The organism is Raoultibacter phocaeensis, assembly GCF_901411515.1.
GTDB classification, from domain to species: Bacteria; Actinomycetota; Coriobacteriia; order Coriobacteriales; family Eggerthellaceae; genus Raoultibacter; species Raoultibacter phocaeensis.
In genome coordinates this window covers 880220-898531 of record NZ_CABDUX010000001.1, presented here as the reverse complement: position 1 = coordinate 898531, position 18312 = coordinate 880220, and the positions used below count along the sequence as shown (strand labels likewise).

At 60.1% G+C, this 18312-nt stretch carries 13 protein-coding genes; 11 read left to right on the top strand and 2 right to left on the bottom strand.

Translation table 11 applies throughout. The features are described 5' to 3' along the window. Window positions 1–136 precede the first annotated feature (136 nt). The gene (locus FJE54_RS03545; protein ID WP_139650786.1) at window positions 137–1171 is read right to left on the bottom strand and encodes an IS1595 family transposase; all 1035 of its coding nucleotides are present in this window, start codon (window positions 1169–1171) and stop codon (window positions 137–139) included. Between the two features lie 716 nt (window positions 1172–1887). On the opposite strand from FJE54_RS03545, the gene FJE54_RS03540 reads away from it, so the two are divergent. Both FJE54_RS03540 and FJE54_RS03535 read left to right on the top strand, forming a co-directional pair. Continuing rightward, complete coding sequence (locus FJE54_RS03540) at window positions 1888–2592, top strand: DUF4179 domain-containing protein (protein WP_139651370.1); 705 nt, start codon at window positions 1888–1890, stop codon at window positions 2590–2592. A 24-nt stretch (window positions 2593–2616) separates the two neighbouring features. Next, window positions 2617–4782 (top strand): hypothetical protein, encoded by a 2166-nt coding sequence (locus FJE54_RS03535; protein ID WP_139651369.1) that lies wholly within the window; start codon window positions 2617–2619, stop codon window positions 4780–4782. 114 nt (window positions 4783–4896) lie between these two features. Here the strand turns inward: FJE54_RS03535 and FJE54_RS03530 are convergent, their stop codons facing one another. Continuing rightward, on the bottom strand, window positions 4897–5127 hold the full coding sequence (locus FJE54_RS03530; RefSeq protein ID WP_139651368.1) for a hypothetical protein: 231 nt from the start codon (window positions 5125–5127) through the stop codon (window positions 4897–4899). A gap of 160 nt (window positions 5128–5287) precedes the next feature. Between FJE54_RS03530 and FJE54_RS03525 the strand changes: the two genes are divergently transcribed. The 9 genes from FJE54_RS03525 to FJE54_RS03485 all read left to right on the top strand — a co-directional run bounded on the left by FJE54_RS03525 (window position 5288) and on the right by FJE54_RS03485 (window position 18256). Further along, on the top strand, window positions 5288–7378 hold the full coding sequence (locus FJE54_RS03525) for a hypothetical protein (RefSeq protein WP_139651367.1): 2091 nt from the start codon (window positions 5288–5290) through the stop codon (window positions 7376–7378). A 411-nt stretch (window positions 7379–7789) separates the two neighbouring features. After that, complete coding sequence (locus tag FJE54_RS03520) at window positions 7790–8839, top strand: leucine-rich repeat protein (RefSeq protein ID WP_139651366.1); 1050 nt, start codon at window positions 7790–7792, stop codon at window positions 8837–8839. Window positions 8840–9108: 269 nt separating this feature from the next. After that, a complete protein-coding gene (locus FJE54_RS03515) occupies window positions 9109–11655 on the top strand; it encodes a leucine-rich repeat protein (RefSeq protein ID WP_139651365.1) in 2547 nt (848 codons plus the stop codon). 49 nt (window positions 11656–11704) lie between these two features. Next, window positions 11705–12286: a hypothetical protein gene (locus FJE54_RS03510; RefSeq protein WP_139651364.1), complete on the top strand. Its 582-nt coding sequence runs from the start codon at window positions 11705–11707 to the stop codon at window positions 12284–12286. Between the two features lie 97 nt (window positions 12287–12383). After that, the gene (locus FJE54_RS03505) at window positions 12384–12983 is read left to right on the top strand and encodes a hypothetical protein (protein ID WP_139651363.1); all 600 of its coding nucleotides are present in this window, start codon (window positions 12384–12386) and stop codon (window positions 12981–12983) included. A gap of 118 nt (window positions 12984–13101) precedes the next feature. Then, window positions 13102–13632, top strand: coding sequence for a hypothetical protein (locus tag FJE54_RS03500; RefSeq protein ID WP_139651362.1), 531 nt, complete (start codon window positions 13102–13104; stop codon window positions 13630–13632). Between the two features lie 21 nt (window positions 13633–13653). Then, entirely contained in the window at window positions 13654–16317 is a 2664-nt protein-coding gene (locus tag FJE54_RS03495) for an InlB B-repeat-containing protein (protein ID WP_139651361.1), read from the top strand. Next, complete coding sequence (locus FJE54_RS03490) at window positions 16314–16643, top strand: LysR family transcriptional regulator (RefSeq protein ID WP_180326542.1); 330 nt, start codon at window positions 16314–16316, stop codon at window positions 16641–16643. The genes FJE54_RS03495 and FJE54_RS03490 overlap by 4 nt, the downstream gene beginning before the upstream one ends. Beyond that, window positions 16640–18256, top strand: a complete 1617-nt coding sequence (locus FJE54_RS03485) for a bifunctional diguanylate cyclase/phosphodiesterase (protein ID WP_180326541.1) — start codon at window positions 16640–16642, stop codon at window positions 18254–18256. The genes FJE54_RS03490 and FJE54_RS03485 overlap by 4 nt, the downstream gene beginning before the upstream one ends. Window positions 18257–18312: the final 56 nt, after the last annotated feature.

Here is an 18312-nt window from a genome sequence, read left to right as displayed (position 1 = left end):
GCCCGGTTCTAGTGTCCCCTGGGGCTTAAGCGTCGGGGTGCGATGCGACCGGTTTCGCAGTGCTTTTGGCGCGAAACCCAATCGGTACTATCTTCCCGCTATCCAAGAGCCCATCCAGCGCAGATTTTTGGCTGTGTTAGACCACTGTTGACATATTCCAGTACTCTCCGAAGGGAAACGGAGTTGAAGGATAGTTCCTTCTGGTCGTCTCGTATGTTCCGCTTATGGCATTTGAGTACAGCACCTCACGACGGTCAGCATCGCTTTTCCTGAATTGCTCAACGTAGCAAAACCAGTCAAGGTAATGTTTAAGGCGCCTTGTGGAAACACCTTTGAACGGGAATAGGAAATCCCTCAAGCGTGAATGGAGAGCATTGACCATGTTGATCTTATACCCCTTACCCGATGATGTGCAATAACGCCTATGCCCCGCACCGATCGATGCCAAGGCTTTGGGGTAAGCTGCATCCCAGTCACTTGATACGATGGCCCCTTTTTCGACCTTGCCCTTTAGGAGCGCCTCGATATCTTCGATGCTCGATTTGCCCCGACAGCACACCTCGCAGAAGCAGTCTCCCCGGTCACTGATGCCGGTTAAGATGCTGATCCTTTCCCTGGACGACCCCGAAACATGTATGGCGTTCCCCCGCTTATGGGGTTTTCTCGGTAGCGAAACAGACCCTGATCTGGTCCAGTTCCCCGAGAGATTCTCATTGACTATGGTTTCATCGATCTGGCAGGCTGACCCTTTCCCGACACGAAAAGGCATGAGTCTTTTCGCCATCACCTCACAAAGGCGGTGGCGCATGAACCAGGCGGTGGAAAGGCAGGTATTGCAACGCTTGGCAGACTCCCGAAGACTCAATGCATCCACCATGCATGCGGCAAAGCTCATCCACGCCCCTCCGCTGAGCTTCGAGTTTGCCAGCAGTCCTTTGGTCGCACCGGAAAAGGTCCGCGCACAGCCGCCGCAAAGCCATCGTTGTTCTCTTGAGCGGCCATGGCCCTTCTTGGTGAAGCGCGCACAGCCGCAGTGCGGACAAACGGAAGGTCCGTTGCCTTCAGAGCTAACGATCAGCTCTTCGGCAATGGCTTCTTTTAGGTGGGCGAGCATCTCGATTTTCTCAGCGCGGGTTAGCTGGGGCAAAAGTTGGTGTAGAATCTCAAGCATAGGCTCTTCTCCTTACTGGTCGTCTGATAACTTTCAGTATAGTTGGAGAGCCTTTTTGGTACAAGTGTTCTTGTCAACAGTGGTCTAACACAGCCAGATTTTTTCGACTTGTGCATGTTTTAGCTTTCGATTCGGCCTGATTGCGTGGATTGGATGCACCTCGTTCGGCTCCGGCTCAGAGTATAGCCTGATGGCGAAACGGGAATTCATTCCATTGTTGCATTGCCGAGCTCGCGGCAATGCACAAGTCGAAAAAATCTGTTTCCAGAAGCCTGATATTCGGCCTTGAGATCATCCGTGGAGCTTACTCCGAGCCGCAGAACGTCCGCCGCCATGCCCGCTTTGCTTGCGACGCATGCATGCTGAGCGCGGCGTGTCGTGTTTCGTGCTTCGTAGCCCCGCGCTCGTCTACTCGTCTTGTGTCTCGCAGCCGTTCCCGTTTTGGATGCCCAGCGCGCGACCCAGGTGCCCCGGCCCTCGTCCTCGTTCGATCGCGCTCAGGCTCAGCGACATTTTTTCGTCCATCGCCCAGGCTCCGCGTGTTCCGTTCCATATAAACGCGCTCGCGTTCCGCACACCTTACTGCACCTTTGCGTCTTGCGTTCGTGGCGAGTTGCCGCGTTCGGCCACTTTCTTCTTTCCAAAATCGCGCAGCCCGTATATCATAAGCAAACAGCATATACTTTGGGACATACCCACCGAGAGCAGGCCGCCGAATGCAATACGAATGTTGCACTCGCCGCCCCCGTTCATTCAGGGTGGCGGTCGCTGCAATCGTATGCTTGATCATCGCGGTTGCAGCATCGAGCGGAATCGTTCCAGCGTATGCCTCAACTCCCTCTTTAGGTTGGCTCGATTCGCATTACGTCGACACGGGCGACGCTTCTTCCTCGGAAAACGACTCCGATAACGGTCAAGAAACCGGCGACGGCTCTGCCGAATGCGAGGGTTCGCAAACCGAAACGCCATCCGGTAACTCCAGTCCGGCAACCGTGTACGACGAAGGCGGTTCGTCCGCTGCCGAACGTCCCGGGGGAGAATCGAGCACAACCGCGCGAACCGATCCGAGTTCCGACAGTGCTGACTCGCCCGATCCCGCAAACAGCGCAGATACCGCAAAGCCCTCAAACCGCTTGGGTCCGTTGATCCTCATCACCGATGCCGAAGCCGTTGCCGCAGCGCAGCAGCAAGCAGCGCGCGATACCGCGAGCGAAACGTGGCGTGCGAAGAAGGATGCCGCAGCACTCGAGCGCGAACCAGCCTGGGACCAGGTGTTTACAAATGCGCTTGTTGCGAGCTCGGTTATTGGGGCGCTGGCGTTTGCGATCGCTGGCAGCCTGCTCGTGCGCTCGTCTCGCGCGAACCACCCATCAGGAAACCGACGACGTGCGAAAGCGCAGAGCCCGACCAAACGTCGTTAACAAGACTACGAAGGAAAGAAAGCCATGTCAGAAGAACGCCATACATACGAACCATCGGTGCACGAACCGCACTATCAAACGGAAGGCGACGACCGTGCGATAGGGGCGGAGCTTGAAGCGGACGGGTTTTTCGTCTCGCTCGACGGGTTTCCCAGCCAATCGGATGAAGAGGAAGCACCCTCTCGTCAAGATCAGCCTTTCGAAATCCAGGATGCGCTCGCTGCGGATTTCGTTGTGCTCAGCGTGGCAGAAGCGGAAGAAGAACGGACCGAAGCGACGGTGTCACCCATGCCCGAGCTCTCGTTCTTCCAAGAAATAGGCGCATCGGTCGAGATGGGTATTGATAACGGCGAATCGGATTCGGAAGAAGAAGCGTATGCATTCGATCCGTTCTTCGCTGCGCCGCCCGAGAACAGCAAGTCGGGTGCCGAAGGCAAGCAGATTGCTGCTGCGATGGCGATGAGCGAAGCGCAGTCCCCAGACGAGAAGCGAGAAATAAAATCGGCTGACGAATTCTTTGTGGCAGACGTGGGGCAAGCGGCCAAGTCCGCCGAAGAAACGCGAGTGGCAGACGATGAGCAAGGGGCTGAGTCAGTCGAAGAGGCTCGGGTGACAGACAAAAAGCAAGAGGCCAAATCGGCTGGCAGCATTCTAACGGCTAGCGAGCAGCAAGAACCCCAGTCGGCTAGCAACATTCGAGTAGGAGAAGAAGCACAAGAGGATGCGAAGACTGAGCCATCTGCGAAAGCGCCAGTCAAGGGACGCTACGCTGAGGTGCCGGTCACCAAGCCGGCAGGCGAACCAGCGGATGCTGCCGCAAAACAGTCGCAGGGCTCAAAAGGCAAGCTGTTGGAAGAATCGGATGCCGGCATGTCCGAAGAAAGCGCAACGACGCAATCCGAAAAGCGCAGAACTGGACCTGATCAGAAGGCCCTCAATGAACGTCGCGAAGCTGGAAAGCAGAAGCCGGTGGCCACGCGCGTCGATGATACAGCGGCAAAACCCGCAACTGCGCACGCTGACGATGCGACACCAAAGCCCGCGGCGGCACGCGCCGACGTTGCAACACCGAAACCTGCGACTGCACAAGCCGATGACGCGACGCCGAACCCCGCGATTGCTCGTGGCGGAAAGGCAGCGTCGGAACCTGCACCCGCACGCGCCGATGACGCGACGTCGAAACCCACAACCGCACGAGGCAGCGAATCCGAGCGAAAGCAAGCAGCCGAACAAACCATTCCTGCTGCCTCCGCAGACGCAAGAAAAGCGAAACCGGTAGCGGCGCAGCCGCAGCCCGATGATAAGGCAGCCATCCAATCAGAGGGCAAGGCGTCATCTCAATCTGAGACGGCACACGGCGCATCTGCTGCGGCCTCCGATGTCCTCGGGCAAACCCAGACCAACGAAGCGGGCCGTACACCCGATGGTGCAAAAGAGCCCGAACGCAACGACACCGCACCTGCCGAAAAACCCTCGGTTCAGAGCGCTGCCGCAAAAGCATCGAAGCCGAATGACGCCGGCCAAACAAAAAAGGAAGACGGAGCCAAAGAAGCTCCGAAAGCGTCGTCGCCCGCATCGGTTGACCAGGCGTCGGCGCAACCTGAGGATACGGGAAAGAACCCCCCGGCAATCGCAAACCATCCCATGCCCAACACCGCTCCTGTTCCGGTAAGGCCCGCAATCGAGCAGGAAGAGCGGAAAGACAAGAAAGCGGTTAAGAAGGCTGCGGGAACCGCACTCGTGATCATTGCGCTCGCGCTTGCGTGCGTTGCCTGTGCGGCGGTGATGCTCTCGATGGGGTCCAACCAGGCGCAGGAAGAAAAACCGTCTCAAGCTGAGACGGGCCAGGCAGCAGATGAAGGCGCTGCCGGCAGCGCCGATGCGGGTACCGAGACCTACCGCTACAGCGTGGCAGGGCCCGACGGTGCGATGTGCCAGGCAACGGAAGAGGCGCAGTTCGACGAGCAGGGCATCTTGGAGAAGAGCGTCATCACGGTAGAGCTTGCATCGCCTGAACAGGCAGAAGAGTTCCTCGAGACCACCAAACTCGATTTTGGGGATGCGTTTCTCGACGGCTCGGTCGAGGGAGCCACGACGGTTGTCGAAGTGAAGGCGACTGCCGAGGATATGACGCGGGAAGCCTACGCTGCCGTTCTCAAAAAGAACGCATCGGATTTCGAAATTATCTGATCGGAAAAGTGGAGTTGTCGCTGACGTAAGAATTTTGTGCGACGAGGTTCAAGTTGAACTTGAGGATAAGGCCGTAAAAAGCCCAGCAGCGCTGGCCTTTTTACGTGAAGCGTGCTACTTGTCGAGGGGCTTCATCTGCGAAGACGCATCGACGAGTGCAGAGTACACGTCGGGATCGAGCATGACGCAAGACACGTGATTGTCGGTAACGAGCATCTTGATCTTGTCCGACTTGATGCTCCTTACGAAATCCGCCTCCTTCGCCCTTCCCAGGTCATCGGATGTGATGAGCAGTTTGGATAAGGTGTCCAAGCGGGGAACGTTGAGCGCTGTTCCGTTCGACATCGGTTTCTCCTCTCTTTTTTCGAGCCGATAATGGGAACGAGTATAGCGAATCAGAGCCGAAATTAAAACTAAAACGCGTATATAACGGGAAATTACGACCCGTATGGATATATTTCAAGAGCGCCTACATTTTTTGCGGCCTGTTTGCTATGCTGTGAGGATGCCAAACGAGCAAGACATAGAGAAATCGCAGGTTAAAGCCCAAGTTGAGGAACCTGAGCAGAGCGGGCAGGCGGAGGAAAGCAAGCCGCTGCTGTTCGATTCCTTGTTCGAAACCGTGTACGTTTCGGTACCGGAAAGTGCGCCCGTCGAGCCTCCTGAGCCAAGCGAGCCGCATGCGGACGATGAGCCGTCTTCGGCACCCGAAACCGCCGTTGGCGATGAGGCCACCTCAGAAGCAGGCGAGCCAGAAACCTCCCAGGGCGAACCCGCGGCGCAGGCTCAAAGCGAGCCGGACCCTTCCCACGACGAATCCTCCGTCCGCGATGACCGCGCATCCGAAGTGCCCCCTGGCGCATCGGCTGTTGACGGGCATGGGGCACCCGAGAACCCTCGTCAAGAAATGCACAGCGAACCGGAAGCGTTCTTCAGCTTCGACCTGGTTGCGACCATCGGAATAAGCAGCGAACCGGAGCCGCCAACCGAAAGCGACAAGGCGAAGGCAGAAGCGAACGCGCCTGAGCGCAAGAAAAGCGACGCGTCCGAACCCAATGCGCCGACATGTGCAACCGCATCCTCGGATTCTGCCGATGCCGATGCGGCGGCATTGATCAAATCGATGCCCGTGATCCCTTCGGCACTGCGGGCTTCCACACCCGAAATCCAACACGACAACGCTGTTGCTGTGTTGGATGAAGGCAGCTTTGAAGATGTAGCCTCAGACTCGCAAACGCCGAGCATGCAGCAAGCCCCCAGCCTGTGCAACAATCAGTCTGCGGCAAGCGTCGAGGCAGCACAGCCCAGCAAAGAAGAAACCGCCGTCTCTGCCGCTGCGCGCGCTGCGGCAACCGAATGGCGGCGTCAAAAAACAAAGCCCCAAGTCGAGCCGAAGGCAAAACCGCAAGCTCAATCGCAGGCTGAATACCGGGAAAGGCGCAGCGTGCAGCCCTCGCAGCCTGCGCGCGCCGAACAGGCGTCGCCGCTGCAGGCTTCCGCAGGAAGGCAGCCGGCAGCTCGGGAATCCGCTGGCCAGCAGGCGATCGGCTCATCGGTGCCGAGACGGCAATCGACAGCCCGGTCGAACTCGAACCAGCAGCCAGCTGCCCAACCGAACGCAACGCGGCAGCCGGCAATCCAACCGACTCCGAACCAACAGCAAGCAGGCCGGCAGAATTCGAACCAGCAATCGGCAGCCCAGCCAAGCCCGAACCAGCAGGCGACGCCTCGCGCGACGGCAAAGCGGCCAGCAGCAGCGGTGCCCGCCGACCAAGCGCTTGCGGTCGAGCGCAGGAACGGAAGGCATGCGCGCGACCATGACGATGACACCCTCGCTCAAAGCGCACGGCGCATACGAGCCGCCGTTGCTACGGTAAGCGGTGTGCCTCTTGAAAACTGCATGCCCCAGGTGTCGGTAACGCCCGAGAACGTCGAGCACGTACGCCCTGCCGAGCCCCCCGCTCAGGAGAACGGCGCAGATGATCCCGATGCGAAGTTCTTCGCAGCTGCTATGTCAATCGAAGAGGGTATGGAAAAGGCCGACAAGGCGCATGCCCGTTCTGTCAAAGTGTGGGCTCGCATTGCCGCTGCTGCGATTCTGGTGGTTGTGGGGATAGTTGGGTTAGCGGCTGCCTTCAACCCGTCGTCCGACATAGCCCAGGTCGCGGGGGACACCAAACCCGCCTCCCTGACCGCCCCGACCGTTCCCGACAACGCGCAAGACGGCGCGCCCGTTTCGCCCAATGAAGAGGCGAAAGAAGAAAAGCCGACAGGCAGGGCGGGAACGGTCGTGTACTCCTATACCGGGCACGTGGGGGAGGGCGGAACCTACGTGGTCACCGAAACCGTCGAGTTCTCCGATGACGGAACCAGCGCGCAAACCACCATCGAGGGCACGTTCGGCGATGCAGCGACGGCCGAGCAGTTTCTCGGGGCGGTGAAGCGCGATTACGGATCGGATTTTCTGGAAGGCAGCGCCGATGGCCAGAACGTGGTCGTGAAGGTCGACATAAGCAAGCTCGGACTTGACCGCGAGGCGTACGAAGACGCGCTCCGCGACAGTGTCGATGATCTTAGGGTTGTCAAAAAGTCATAAATGTGGTAGACACCAGTATTCACGCGAAATTCTCATTAGCTTATCCTAAACCAATGCTTTAGTCTGGGATTATAATCCCTGCTAAATAACTGGGAATATAAAGAAAAGCCGCATTGGACCTAGCAGTGCCCCAAGAATCGAGCCATCAATCAACGCTAAAACTCCCGCCAAAGATGCCCTAAATATGTAGATTATGTAAATCAAAGAGTAGCAGCAACCGCAATCGGATGCGCTACAACTTGTGGTTTAAGCAGGAGAATATGAGTAAAGAGGTTCTATATCGTGTGGGTTTGCCAGCAACGCTCCTGATTAAAGCACTGTTTACAAAACCCAGCCGAGCGATATATTGGGCTTGCTCAATAGAGCGCACCACGTACGGGGATTGGTTTCACAGGGCAAGAGGAAGATCAAATGCAGCAAAAAAGCAGGCTTAAAGAGCTTGGCGAAAAAGCACTCGCCATGGTCATATCGTTTCTTTTGGTTATCGGATCGCCGATCGGTTTGATGTCCGAACCGCTTGCGTTCGCGGACGACGCAGAAAACAACGCCGCCCAAGATGCGAACAGCGCAACTGAAGAAAGCGCTGCCAATCCTCAAGAAAAAGTTGAAGTTCCCGCTCAGATCATCCAAGAGGTACCGATTGCCAAGAACGATTCCGCCGATGGGGAAGGAGCGCCCGGGTCCTCAGAAACGCCCGAGGTCCCTGGTGCCTCCGCAGTGCCCGAAGCGCCGAGTGACAGAGCCGATGCGTCTGGCGTCATCAACGATGAGGTGCCGCTTGACAAAAACTCTGTTGGAAAGCCCGGCTTTATCAACAGCGAAGTGCCGCTCGGGCAAGAATCCGCGAAGCCTAACGCGGGCGTGCTAATGTTCGAAGGCATGACCTATACGCTTCGGCCCGACGGGCAAACCGTCGTCCTCACCGGGTACACCGCCGCCCCCAAGGGCGATGTTGTCGTGCCTTCGGTCATATCGAGCGGTTCAGACGTGTACGAAGTGACCGCCTTGGGCGAGAACGCGTTTTCCAGCTGCGCAGAGATGACCGGCCTTTCGCTTCCTGCCTCTATCGCGCATATCGGAAACGGTGCGTTCGAGGGCTGCGCTCAGCTCGCCTCAATTTCGGTCAACGAAGAAAACACGGCGTTCTCATCCTGCGACGGCCTTCTGTATGACAAACAGCAGCAAGCCCTCGTGCACTGTCCCGAAGGAAAAACAGGTACCGTGCGCTTACCCGATTCCGCATCAAGCGTTCCCGCGGAAGCGTTCGCATCGTGCGCGCTCGTGGAGGCGTTCGAGATCGGTGAGGAAAACCAAGCGTTTTCGACCTACGGGGGTCTTTTGTACAACAAAGATCGCTCGACCCTTTTGATCTGCCCTGTTGGGGCACCCGAGTCCGTTACCCTTGCGCCCGAAACGCGTACCATCGCAAAAGAAAGTTTCGGGGGGGGGCGCATTTTTTAGCCTCTCTCGTTTCGCCCGGGTACGTTGAAACCATAGAGGAAGGTGCGTTTTCAAAATCGGTTTTATCGGAAGCGACCGTCGTGCTTCCGGCGGGAGACGATTACGCCGACCGCAAGGCGGTTTGGGAGTCTGCTGGATTCACCCGTTTCAAAGAACCCGCGCAGCCGGGGCTGACGGAAGAGCCCGAAGAGCAGGCCTCCGGCTTTGTATACACCTTGCTCGATGATTACACGCTCGCTGTTGCATGGGCGGGCGAAGAAAACCCGCCCATGCAGGTGGAAATTCCCGCGACGGGCGAGGTCGACGGTGTTCCGTATCGCGTTTCGCAGGTAGCCTCGCATGGTTTCGAGGGCCAGCCGATCGAATCGGTGAGCGTGCCTTCGTCGGTCACCGCTATCGGCGAGGCGGCCTTCCGGAGTTGCAGCAGCCTTGCATCGGTTTCGCTCTCCGAGGGGCTCGCCTCTATCGGTGCGTCCGCCTTCGAGGGCTGCGGCGTCGATGCGTTCATGTTGCCCGCATCGGTAACCTCCATAGGCGAGCGCGCGTTTGCCGATTGCTCGTCGCTTGCATGTATCGTTGCGCTCTCTGAGATTCCTGCTGTCGCGGATTCAGCAATCGTCGGCTGTTCGGGCGTAAGCATCGTTTGCCCGTACAGCGATAGCGGCGAGTACGCGTGGAATCCCGGCCTCGTTGCTAACGGCAACCATATCGATCCGTATGGGTTGAAGCTTTGCCCCGACCCGCTTACGCTCGAGGTCGGCCAAAGCGCCGATCTGTTCGAGGGCGGCGTGTGCGAGGTTCCCGAAGGTGCCGAGCTTGCATACGCGTACTCAGCCGTGCCGCTTTCGGTGGATGCCGGAGTGGCGACGGGCAAGAAGGAAGGCGCGACCGAGGTTGCCGTGGCCCTTGAGCTTGATGGTGTCGAGCTCGATCGGGAAACGCGTACAGTTGAGGTGACATTGGCAGGCGGCGACCCAGCCCCTGCGCTCGATGACGTAGCCGAACCGAATCCCCTTCCCGATGAGCCTGCCTTGTTGTCGGGCGAGGCTATAGCGCCGCGTGCGGTTGGAGATACCTTTGCATCTTCCGATAAGAAAGTTGTATTTCAGATTACAGACGAAAATCTTCATACCGCTAAGGCCTATAAGTATACTATTGGCGGAGTTCCTAACTCAAAAGGAGATATTGTAATTCCCTCCAGGGTTCAGAATCCAAATACTGGGCTTTGGTATACGGTTACTACAATTGGTCAGTTTAGCAATTGCTCAGATATTACTTCCTTCACTATACCGAACTCGGTAACATCGATTGAACCTACAGCGTTTTTCGGTTGCTCTTCGCTCACTTCGATTTCGATTCCTGACTCAGTGACGAGCATCGGTTACACTTGCTTTTATAACTGTACTTCACTTGCTAGTGTGAAGCTTTCTAATTCTTTGTCAGTTATTCCGCGCACCTTATTTTCTGGCTGCACCAGTCTTTACTCGGTTGCTATCCCAAGTTCGGTGACAACGATTGAAGAACGATCGTTTGAAGGATGCGCCGCTCTAACCCAGGTTGTTATTCCCGACTCGGTGACGAGCTTCGGGTATAGAATCTTTGAGAACTGCTCATCCCTTTCTTATGTGGGTCTCTCCAACTCCATGACATTGCTTGATCAAGAAGTTTTTGCGGGATGCCCAAAGTTGCTATCTATCGAAATTCCCAATTCGGTGAAGACCATTTACTCCAACGCATTTTATAAGAGCAGCCTTCAAACCATCGTATTAGGCTCTGGGGTTCAAGACCTTGGTGAAATCATCATTCCGTTAGCATTAAAGGACATTTATGATCCGCATGTCGCCATTGCCTCAATGAATGTCAACACGAGCATTAATGGAGTGAACCTTGCAAACGTAACAGTCCACTTGCCGAACAACGCGGCGAATCTCAATGTGTGGAAAGGCGCAGGGTTTACCAAAATCGATGCAAGCTTCACCGTTGCTTTCGATATGCAAGGGGGAACTCCTGCAATTGCACCGAGGCTCGTGAAGTACGGTACGACAACGGCAGCTCCTGCTGTTCCGACGAGAAACGGCTATACGTTCGGCGGCTGGTATAGAGAGCAAGCCTGTACGAACCGATGGAATTTTGCAACCGATACAAATTCGGGACCAATGACGCTGTATGCCAAGTGGACAACTGTACCATACGGCATCACCTACAACCTCAACGGCGGCAGCGTCGCGGGCAACCCGGCCTCCTACACCGTCGAGACCGCCGCCTTCACGCTCAAGAACCCCACGAGGGCGGGCTACACCTTCGCGGGGTGGTCGGGGACCGGGCTCAACGGGACCGCGAACCAGACGGTCACCGTCGCCCAGGGCTCGACGGGCGCCCGATCCTACACCGCCAACTGGACGCCCGTGATTTCGGGCACCGTGCCGCTTGCCGCAACGGTAGCAGTCGGTCCAGGAGGCGAAGTGATGGGCACTTCATGCGAAATCTCATCGACCTCTGTCGTGCCCATCAAGGTCGATTCGATCGCATGTGCCGAAGAAGTGGGGGCAAAAGACGTGTTTCCCGAAGATGCCGAGCGTGCAGCAATTGCCGTTACGCTGAAACCGGGAAATGCCGCCGCCGTATCGGTGGGTCTTGGAGGCCTGCTGCAAAGGGAGCGCTTGGGCGATTTTGCCATCGGCGCCAATAGCACGCTTTCAACTGCAATCGGCCTTGCGCTCCCCGATGAGGTAACCATCAATCCGACGGCAACTGATGACGATCCTGATGCTTCGAAAGCTTTCGCGCGCCTTACGTACACCCTTGCGCTCGCGTAGGAGCATCACGCAAACAGTCCAAATGACTTAGAAAAACGAAAGAGAAACGATGGAGAGAAACGAACCGAAAACCGAACCCGTACCGATCCGTGCTTCTTCGGACGAAGCAGCACAAGGCGATGCAGCCAAACCTTCGCGCACCCGCAAGAGGGTACTTATCCCCGTGATCCTTGTGTTGGTGCTTGCCGCCGCAGGCGCTGCAGTATGGTTCCTCGCGGGCGCGCCCGACGACATCTTCGATCCGAACGCTCAGACTGGTCAGGCCCCGTATAAGACCCAGGAGGAAATCCAGGCAGAGCTCGACCGCGTGGTGGAGGAGGGCATGTTCAACATCTCCATTGCGAGCCTGATTGAATTTCCGGATGGCACGTCCCCGGGCATCGCCTACATCGAGAACGTGCCGGGTAACCGCTACCTCATGCAGGTGAAGATCGTTCTCGACGATGCGGGCGAAACCGTTTACGAGTCAAAGGCCATCAAGCCTGGTAGCTATATCGAGAGCGTTATCCTCGCGGCAGATCTCGAACCTGGTGATTATGCGGCCACGGCTACCTTCTCCGCGCTCGACCCCGAGACCCGCGAGTCTGTCGGCCAAGCGGCAGCCAAGGTGACCCTAAGCGTGAGGGGGTGACTCGCATGGCGTCGATAGGTGATCGGGGCGGTTGACCGTAGTCGACTGCGTATCGATAGCATCACACCGTACAAGCAACGATTAAGGAGGAACTACCATGAAAAAGACAAAGACAGGACTAACCGTGCTTGCGCTTACCGCGGCACTCGCTTTAGGCGCGGCCCCAGCTGCGCTTGCAGTGGAGGGCGACGCGCAGGTAAACACCACCGGGAACATCGCAGCCGACGGCACCGCTTCAACCACGCTCAATGTGTACGCGACACAGTCCCAGATCCAAGCCACGATTCCCGTAGATATCACAGTAGTAACGCCAGCGAGGGGCGGCATCATCACTGCTCCCACGGCCGAGGCCTACAGGATCGTAAACAACGGTTCGGATGCGCTCAAGGTCACCGAAATCCGCGGTGTGGACGGCAGTGGTTGGAAAGCTGTAACGACTCTTACTGAGAACGTCGCTGACATCACTGCAACCACTGGGGAACTTGCAATGACCGTAAAGGCCGGATCGTCTGCTGCTTTGCCCGTTGACTCTGCGGCTGCGACAACGATCGCGGGGGCGAATGCCGATTACTTCACCGTGGCTGCTAACGGTGGCACCCTTGGCCTTACGCTGGCTGGCGAGTCCAAGGTGAAGAGCACGCTCACGGGCGACACCGCCTACAGGGCGATCCAGATCGCTTACACGGTTTCCGTGTAACCCGCACTTCCACCGGCACGTAGTTGCCGCACCCCCATCCGGGCGGCCTTCCCGTGAAGGCCGCCCACGGCGAACCGGCGGCAGCCGCCAACACCACCTGAGACCGAGAAGGACAAGCATGGAGACCAGCGAAAACCCCCAGCAGGCACGCACCCGCAGGCCGAAGAGCTTCTACGTGGCCGCGGGCCTTGCGCTGCTCGTCCTTCTCGGTCTCGGGGGGTTGTGGCTTGCGACGCACAACGCGGAGCCCGCGCGCGATCCCAACGCCGCGCTCGGCCAGCTCGAAGGCAAGACGCAAGAGGAGATTCAGGCCGAGCTCGACCGTAGGGTTGAGGAAGGCATGCTCTCCATCTCCATCGCCTCGACCGTCGAATTCGCCGACGGGCAGGCGGAAGGGGCGCTCAAGATCGAGAACTCGCCCTCGAACCACTACCTCATGAGGGTGGAGATAACGCGCGACGATACGGGCGAGACGGTGTACGCATCGGGAATCATCGAGCCGAATCATCACATTCAAACAGCGAAGCTCGCGGTCGACCTCGACGCGGGCGAATATCCGTGCACGGCGGCCATACACGCGCTCGATCAGGATACGGAAGAACCCGTCGGCCAGGCGGCCGCCAAGATGACCATCGTCGTGCACAACTAGGAAGGAACCAGGGATAACGTCATGGCTATGAGAAGGCATACTCACACATGGTTGGCGGCGCTGCTGTGCGCATGCCTGCTCATACCCACGGTTTCCGCGAATGCGGTGGCAGCTCAGCCCTCGGTTGGGGCGAGCGGCAGCATCGGCGGGGACGGCGTTGCGTACACGAGCGTGAACGTGCTCGCCGCGGCCGATTTCTCCGTGCGGATAAGCGAGGACTTCGCGGCCACCGTTGCCGAAATCCAGGCCGAGCCCGACTTCTACGTGCTCAAGACATCGGTATCGGGGCAGTCGGGAACGCTTTCGCACGCATGGACCCGCACGATCGACGGAACGCCCGACGAGGCGTTTTCGTGGGACGGTGCCGAAGTGCGGCTCGCCGATTGGATCGGGGCGCAGACAGGCGGCATCGAGGACAACCGCGAGTACGTCTACGCCGTCGAGGTGACCGATGCGGCGGGGCATTCCGCGAATGCGACGGTCACGGTGGCCACGTTCGACGGGTACGCCTGGGGCACTCGCACCGAGGGCGGCGTGACCGTCGAGGGAACGATGGCCCGCGATGCGGTGCTCGCCGCGGGCGGGCTCGATCCGGCAACCCCCACCTACGCGCACCTGCTGGCATCGGCCGACGGCAAGCGCATCGCGGGGGCTTGGCAGGCCGATCTTGCGGGCGGCACGGCTGACAGGCCCGCTCATGTTGGCATGCTTTCCGTCACGCTTCCCGCGCCCGGGCTCGCCGACGGCACCGAGGTCACCGTCATCGCACTCTGCCCGGACGGTTCGCTTTCGCGTTATCCGGCAACCGTTTCGGGCGGAACGGTTACGGTTGAATCATCCGTGCTCGGAGCGTTCGCCGTCACGGTGGCCGATCCCGATTCGACCGCGTTCACCGTGACCGCGACCGCAGACGAAGGCGGCCAGATAACCCCGTGCGGGAAGGCGGCCTACGCTGAAGGCGCGACACCCCGCTACGTGGTGCTCGCCGATTCGGGCCATGTTATCGATGAGGTGCTCGTCGACGGCAGGCCCGTCGAGCTTGCAGGCAACTCCTATACGTTCGAGCCTCTCCGCGCAGACCATACGATCCGCGCAACGTTCAAAGCGATCGAACCCGACAATGAGACGACGTACCGCCTCGCCGCCATAGTGGACGGCGGACACGGCCGCGTGTCGGTTGCGGGCGGCGACGCTGCGACGTCGTTCGAAGCCGAGTTTATCCATGGCTCGTCGGTCCAGGTGGAGCTTGTGCCCGACGAGGGCTACACGGTGGGATCTCTTACGGTGAACGGGCAGGAGCATGCGGTGCTTGGAAGTTCGTACCTCGTTGCGTGCCTGACCGCCGACACCGAGCTGCGCGTGACGTTCGTGCCGGGTGTTGCGCCCCCGCTTCCCGTGCATACCGTGGAGGCTGCGGTCGCGGGCGGCGGCGGTACCATATCGCCCGAGCGCGCGCTCGTGCCCCACGGCAGGTCGGCCTCTTTCGCGCTGGTGCCCGACCAGGGCTACGAGCTCGAAGCGGTCGCCCTCAACGGCGGCGACGTGACGCACAAAGTCGAGCGGGCGGACGGCGCGACGCTCGTGCTGGAAAACGTGGTGGCCGACCATGCGCTTTCGGCCACCTTCAAGAAGACGGGCGGCGACAACCCCGATCCGGGCCCCGATCCGGGCCCCGGCCCCGATCCCGATAACCCCTTCGTCAACGTCACCGTGAAGGTCGAGGTGAGCGCGGAAGGTGGGGAAGGCGGCATGGTTTCTCCGTCGGGCGAGCTTGTGGTTGCTTACGGTGCGTCGCAGACGTTCTACGTGTTCCCCGAGGTCGGCTACGATCTCGACCAGGTGCTCGTAAACGGCGAGCCAGTCGTGGCGCATCCGCTTACCCCGGCGACGCTGTACAACGCGCGGTCGGTCGCGGGTGCGGGCGGCGGTTATTCGTTCACGGTGAGCGCGGGCGAACAGGATGTTTCGGTGCACGTTTCGTTCAGGAAACTCGGCGAGGGCGATCCTGTGCCGCAGCCGGTGGCGGTGCACACGGTTTCGGCTTCGGCCACCTCAGGCGGCATGCTTTCCCCCGAAGGCGAACTACTCGTTCCCGACGGCGGCGAGCTTTCCTTCGCGCTCAAAGCCGACGAAGGCTTTTCTCTGGCGGCGCTTCTGGTGAACGGTGTCGATGTTGCCGATCAGGTGGAAGGCTTCACCTACAACCTTGCGGGGATCGTGGGCGACGCGACGGTCGAGGCGGTGTTCGAGCCCCGGCAGCTGCCCATCCCGCCGCCCGTCGGCGAGTTTTTCACCATCGAAGTGGCCGCGGGCCCGCACGGCACCGTGTCGGACCTCGGTGGCGCGAAGGCCGCGAGCATACAGGTGGAAAAAGGGACGGACAAGGCCTTCTTCTTCCTGCCCGAAGCGGGCTACACGGTCGGCTCGGTGAAGGTCGACGGCGCGCAGGTGCCCGCCCGATCGTGCTACGTATTCGCCGACGTGCAAGCCGACCACACGCTCGAAGTCGAGTTCAAGGCGCAGGCGGCGCCCGTGCCGACGGGTCCCGGTCAGGCTATCGGAAGGTTCGCTCAGACAGGTGATGCGCCGTTCGCGTTCGCGGCACTGTTCGCGGCGTTTGCGGCCGGGATTGCGGCGCTCGTTTCATGGCGTCTCAGCAAGCGAGAAAGGATACCGCGCACATGACGGTCAGCATCGAGAAAAGGCCCGCCCCGTTCGCTTCCGTGCAAAAACCTCTGACTATCAGGCAGATAGAGTACTTCGTCACCGTGGTGGAGTTGGGAAGCCTTACGGCGGCAGCCGAGAAAAACGACATCACTGTACAGGGGATATCGCAGGCGATGGCCGATCTCGAGCGCGAGACGGGCGTTCGGCTGCTCACGAGATGCAAGGCGGGTTCGACGCCGACGGCGCTCGGCGCGGAGTTCTACGCGAAGGCCAAGGAGCTGCTCGTCCACTATGCCGAGCTCGATTCGTTCGCCCGCAGCTGCGGGCGGGGATGCGAACGGTGAGTCCCGTCGGCCCGACGGGTTCGTTCGCTCCACTCGCCGTGGCGACGGTGATCATAGGTGCCCTGGTTGCGGCGGTGCTTGTGCTTGCCTTCGCGATTGAACGCGCATCCCGTCGCCGCCTTGCCCAGATCGCTTTGTCCGATCCGGTGACCGGGGGCCTTTCGTGGCCGCGGTTCGAGGGGGCGGCGGCGAAGGCCATCCGCACCTCGCCCGCGGGCACCTACATGCTCGTGACGCTCAACCTCGTCGGCTTCAAGCTGGTGAACGACGCGTTCGGAAGCGAGAGGGGCGATGCGGTGCTGCGCCACATCGCCCGGTCGACCGAGGGGTACCTGTGCGAAGGCGAGCTCATGTGCCGCACGTTCGCCGACCACTTCATTCTGCTCGTGAGGGCGCAGACGCGCGGCGAGGTGCTTGCAAAGGTGGAAGGCCTCGCTTGTGACCTCAACCGCTTCAACGAGGGGGCCGCCCGCACGTACTACCTCGCCCTGTCCGTGGGAGCCTATCCGATCGACGATCCGTCGCTTCCGCTCGTGCAGATTCGTGACCGTTCCAACGTGGCGCGCTTGAACGCCGCGGACTCTGAATCCGGAAGCCTCTACACGTGCGGATTCTACTCCGACGAGGACCGCGTGAGGTTGAGGCTCGAAAAGGAGATGGGCAACCGCGAAGCAGACCTCGTGGAAAGCGGCGAGCTCGTCGTGCACTACCAACCCAAGCTCGATTTGCGCACGCGCAAAGTCGCGGGCGCCGAGGCGCTCGTTCGTTGGAACGTGCCGGGTCGCGGCCTCGTGCTTCCGGGAGCGTTCGTGCCGTTTTACGAGAAGAGCGGCTACGTGGCGAGAATCGACCTGTTCGTGTTCGAGCAGGCATGCGGGCGGCTGCGCGCGTGGATTGATGGTGGGGTTGAGCCCGTGCCCGTGTCGTTCAACCTGTCGAGGGCGCATTTGGGGGACCCCTCGTTTCTGGATGCGTTCGAGATGGTGAGGAAGCGCTTCGGCGTGCCCGCGCGTCTGCTCGATTTCGAGCTCACCGAGACGCTTTTGGCCGGCAGTCCCGAGGCCGCCGCCGCAGCGCTTGGCCGCATTCGGGATGCGGGATATCGCACCTCGATCGATGACTTCGGTAGCGGCCTCTCGTCTCTCGGCATGTTGAAAGACGCGCCCGCCGACACCCTGAAGCTCGACCGTGAGTTCCTGCGAGGCGCCGCGCCCGCCGGGCCGTGTGCCGCGGCCGCCGCCTCGGGTGCCGCGCCCGCCGGGCCGTGCCTGGCGCCCGCGCACCCCGACCAGTCTCGTTCCGCGCGCTCCGCATTGCCGCGCGCTTGGTCCGCACCTGTTCCGCCTCTCGCCTCTGATACGGCACGCCCAGGCGAGCCGCGCCTGGCGCCCGCGCCCACCCTCGATCCTTCCCGTGCCGCCGCCGTGGTCGAGTCGGTGGTCGCCATGGCCCGCCGCCTGGGCATGGAGGTGGTGTGCGAGGGCGTGGAGTCCGCCTCCCAGCTCGACCAGCTCGCCGCCATGGGCTGCGACCTCGCCCAGGGGTTCGCGGTGGCGCCCGCGCTTCCGCCCGACGAGTTCGAGCGCATGGCGTTCGGGAGGGTCGTGGGGTAGGCGGGCAAGCGCCCACCTGCGCGCACGGCCCGCGACCTTCTGTGCAACCCCGCGAG

Coding starts and splice junctions, on each gene's coding strand:
- FJE54_RS03500 (WP_139651362.1), top strand. CDS start 13,102: ATGGAGACCAGCGAAAACCCCCAGCAGGCACGCACCCGCAGGCCGAAG.
- FJE54_RS03545 (WP_139650786.1), bottom strand. CDS start 1,171: ATGCTTGAGATTCTACACCAACTTTTGCCCCAGCTAACCCGCGCTGAG.
- FJE54_RS03490 (WP_180326542.1), top strand. CDS start 16,314: ATGACGGTCAGCATCGAGAAAAGGCCCGCCCCGTTCGCTTCCGTGCAA.
- FJE54_RS03510 (WP_139651364.1), top strand. CDS start 11,705: ATGGAGAGAAACGAACCGAAAACCGAACCCGTACCGATCCGTGCTTCT.
- FJE54_RS03520 (WP_139651366.1), top strand. CDS start 7,790: ATGCAGCAAAAAAGCAGGCTTAAAGAGCTTGGCGAAAAAGCACTCGCC.
- FJE54_RS03505 (WP_139651363.1), top strand. CDS start 12,384: ATGAAAAAGACAAAGACAGGACTAACCGTGCTTGCGCTTACCGCGGCA.
- FJE54_RS03540 (WP_139651370.1), top strand. CDS start 1,888: ATGCAATACGAATGTTGCACTCGCCGCCCCCGTTCATTCAGGGTGGCG.
- FJE54_RS03515 (WP_139651365.1), top strand. CDS start 9,109: ATGCAGGTGGAAATTCCCGCGACGGGCGAGGTCGACGGTGTTCCGTAT.
- FJE54_RS03530 (WP_139651368.1), bottom strand. CDS start 5,127: ATGTCGAACGGAACAGCGCTCAACGTTCCCCGCTTGGACACCTTATCC.
- FJE54_RS03495 (WP_139651361.1), top strand. CDS start 13,654: ATGGCTATGAGAAGGCATACTCACACATGGTTGGCGGCGCTGCTGTGC.
- FJE54_RS03525 (WP_139651367.1), top strand. CDS start 5,288: ATGCCAAACGAGCAAGACATAGAGAAATCGCAGGTTAAAGCCCAAGTT.
- FJE54_RS03535 (WP_139651369.1), top strand. CDS start 2,617: ATGTCAGAAGAACGCCATACATACGAACCATCGGTGCACGAACCGCAC.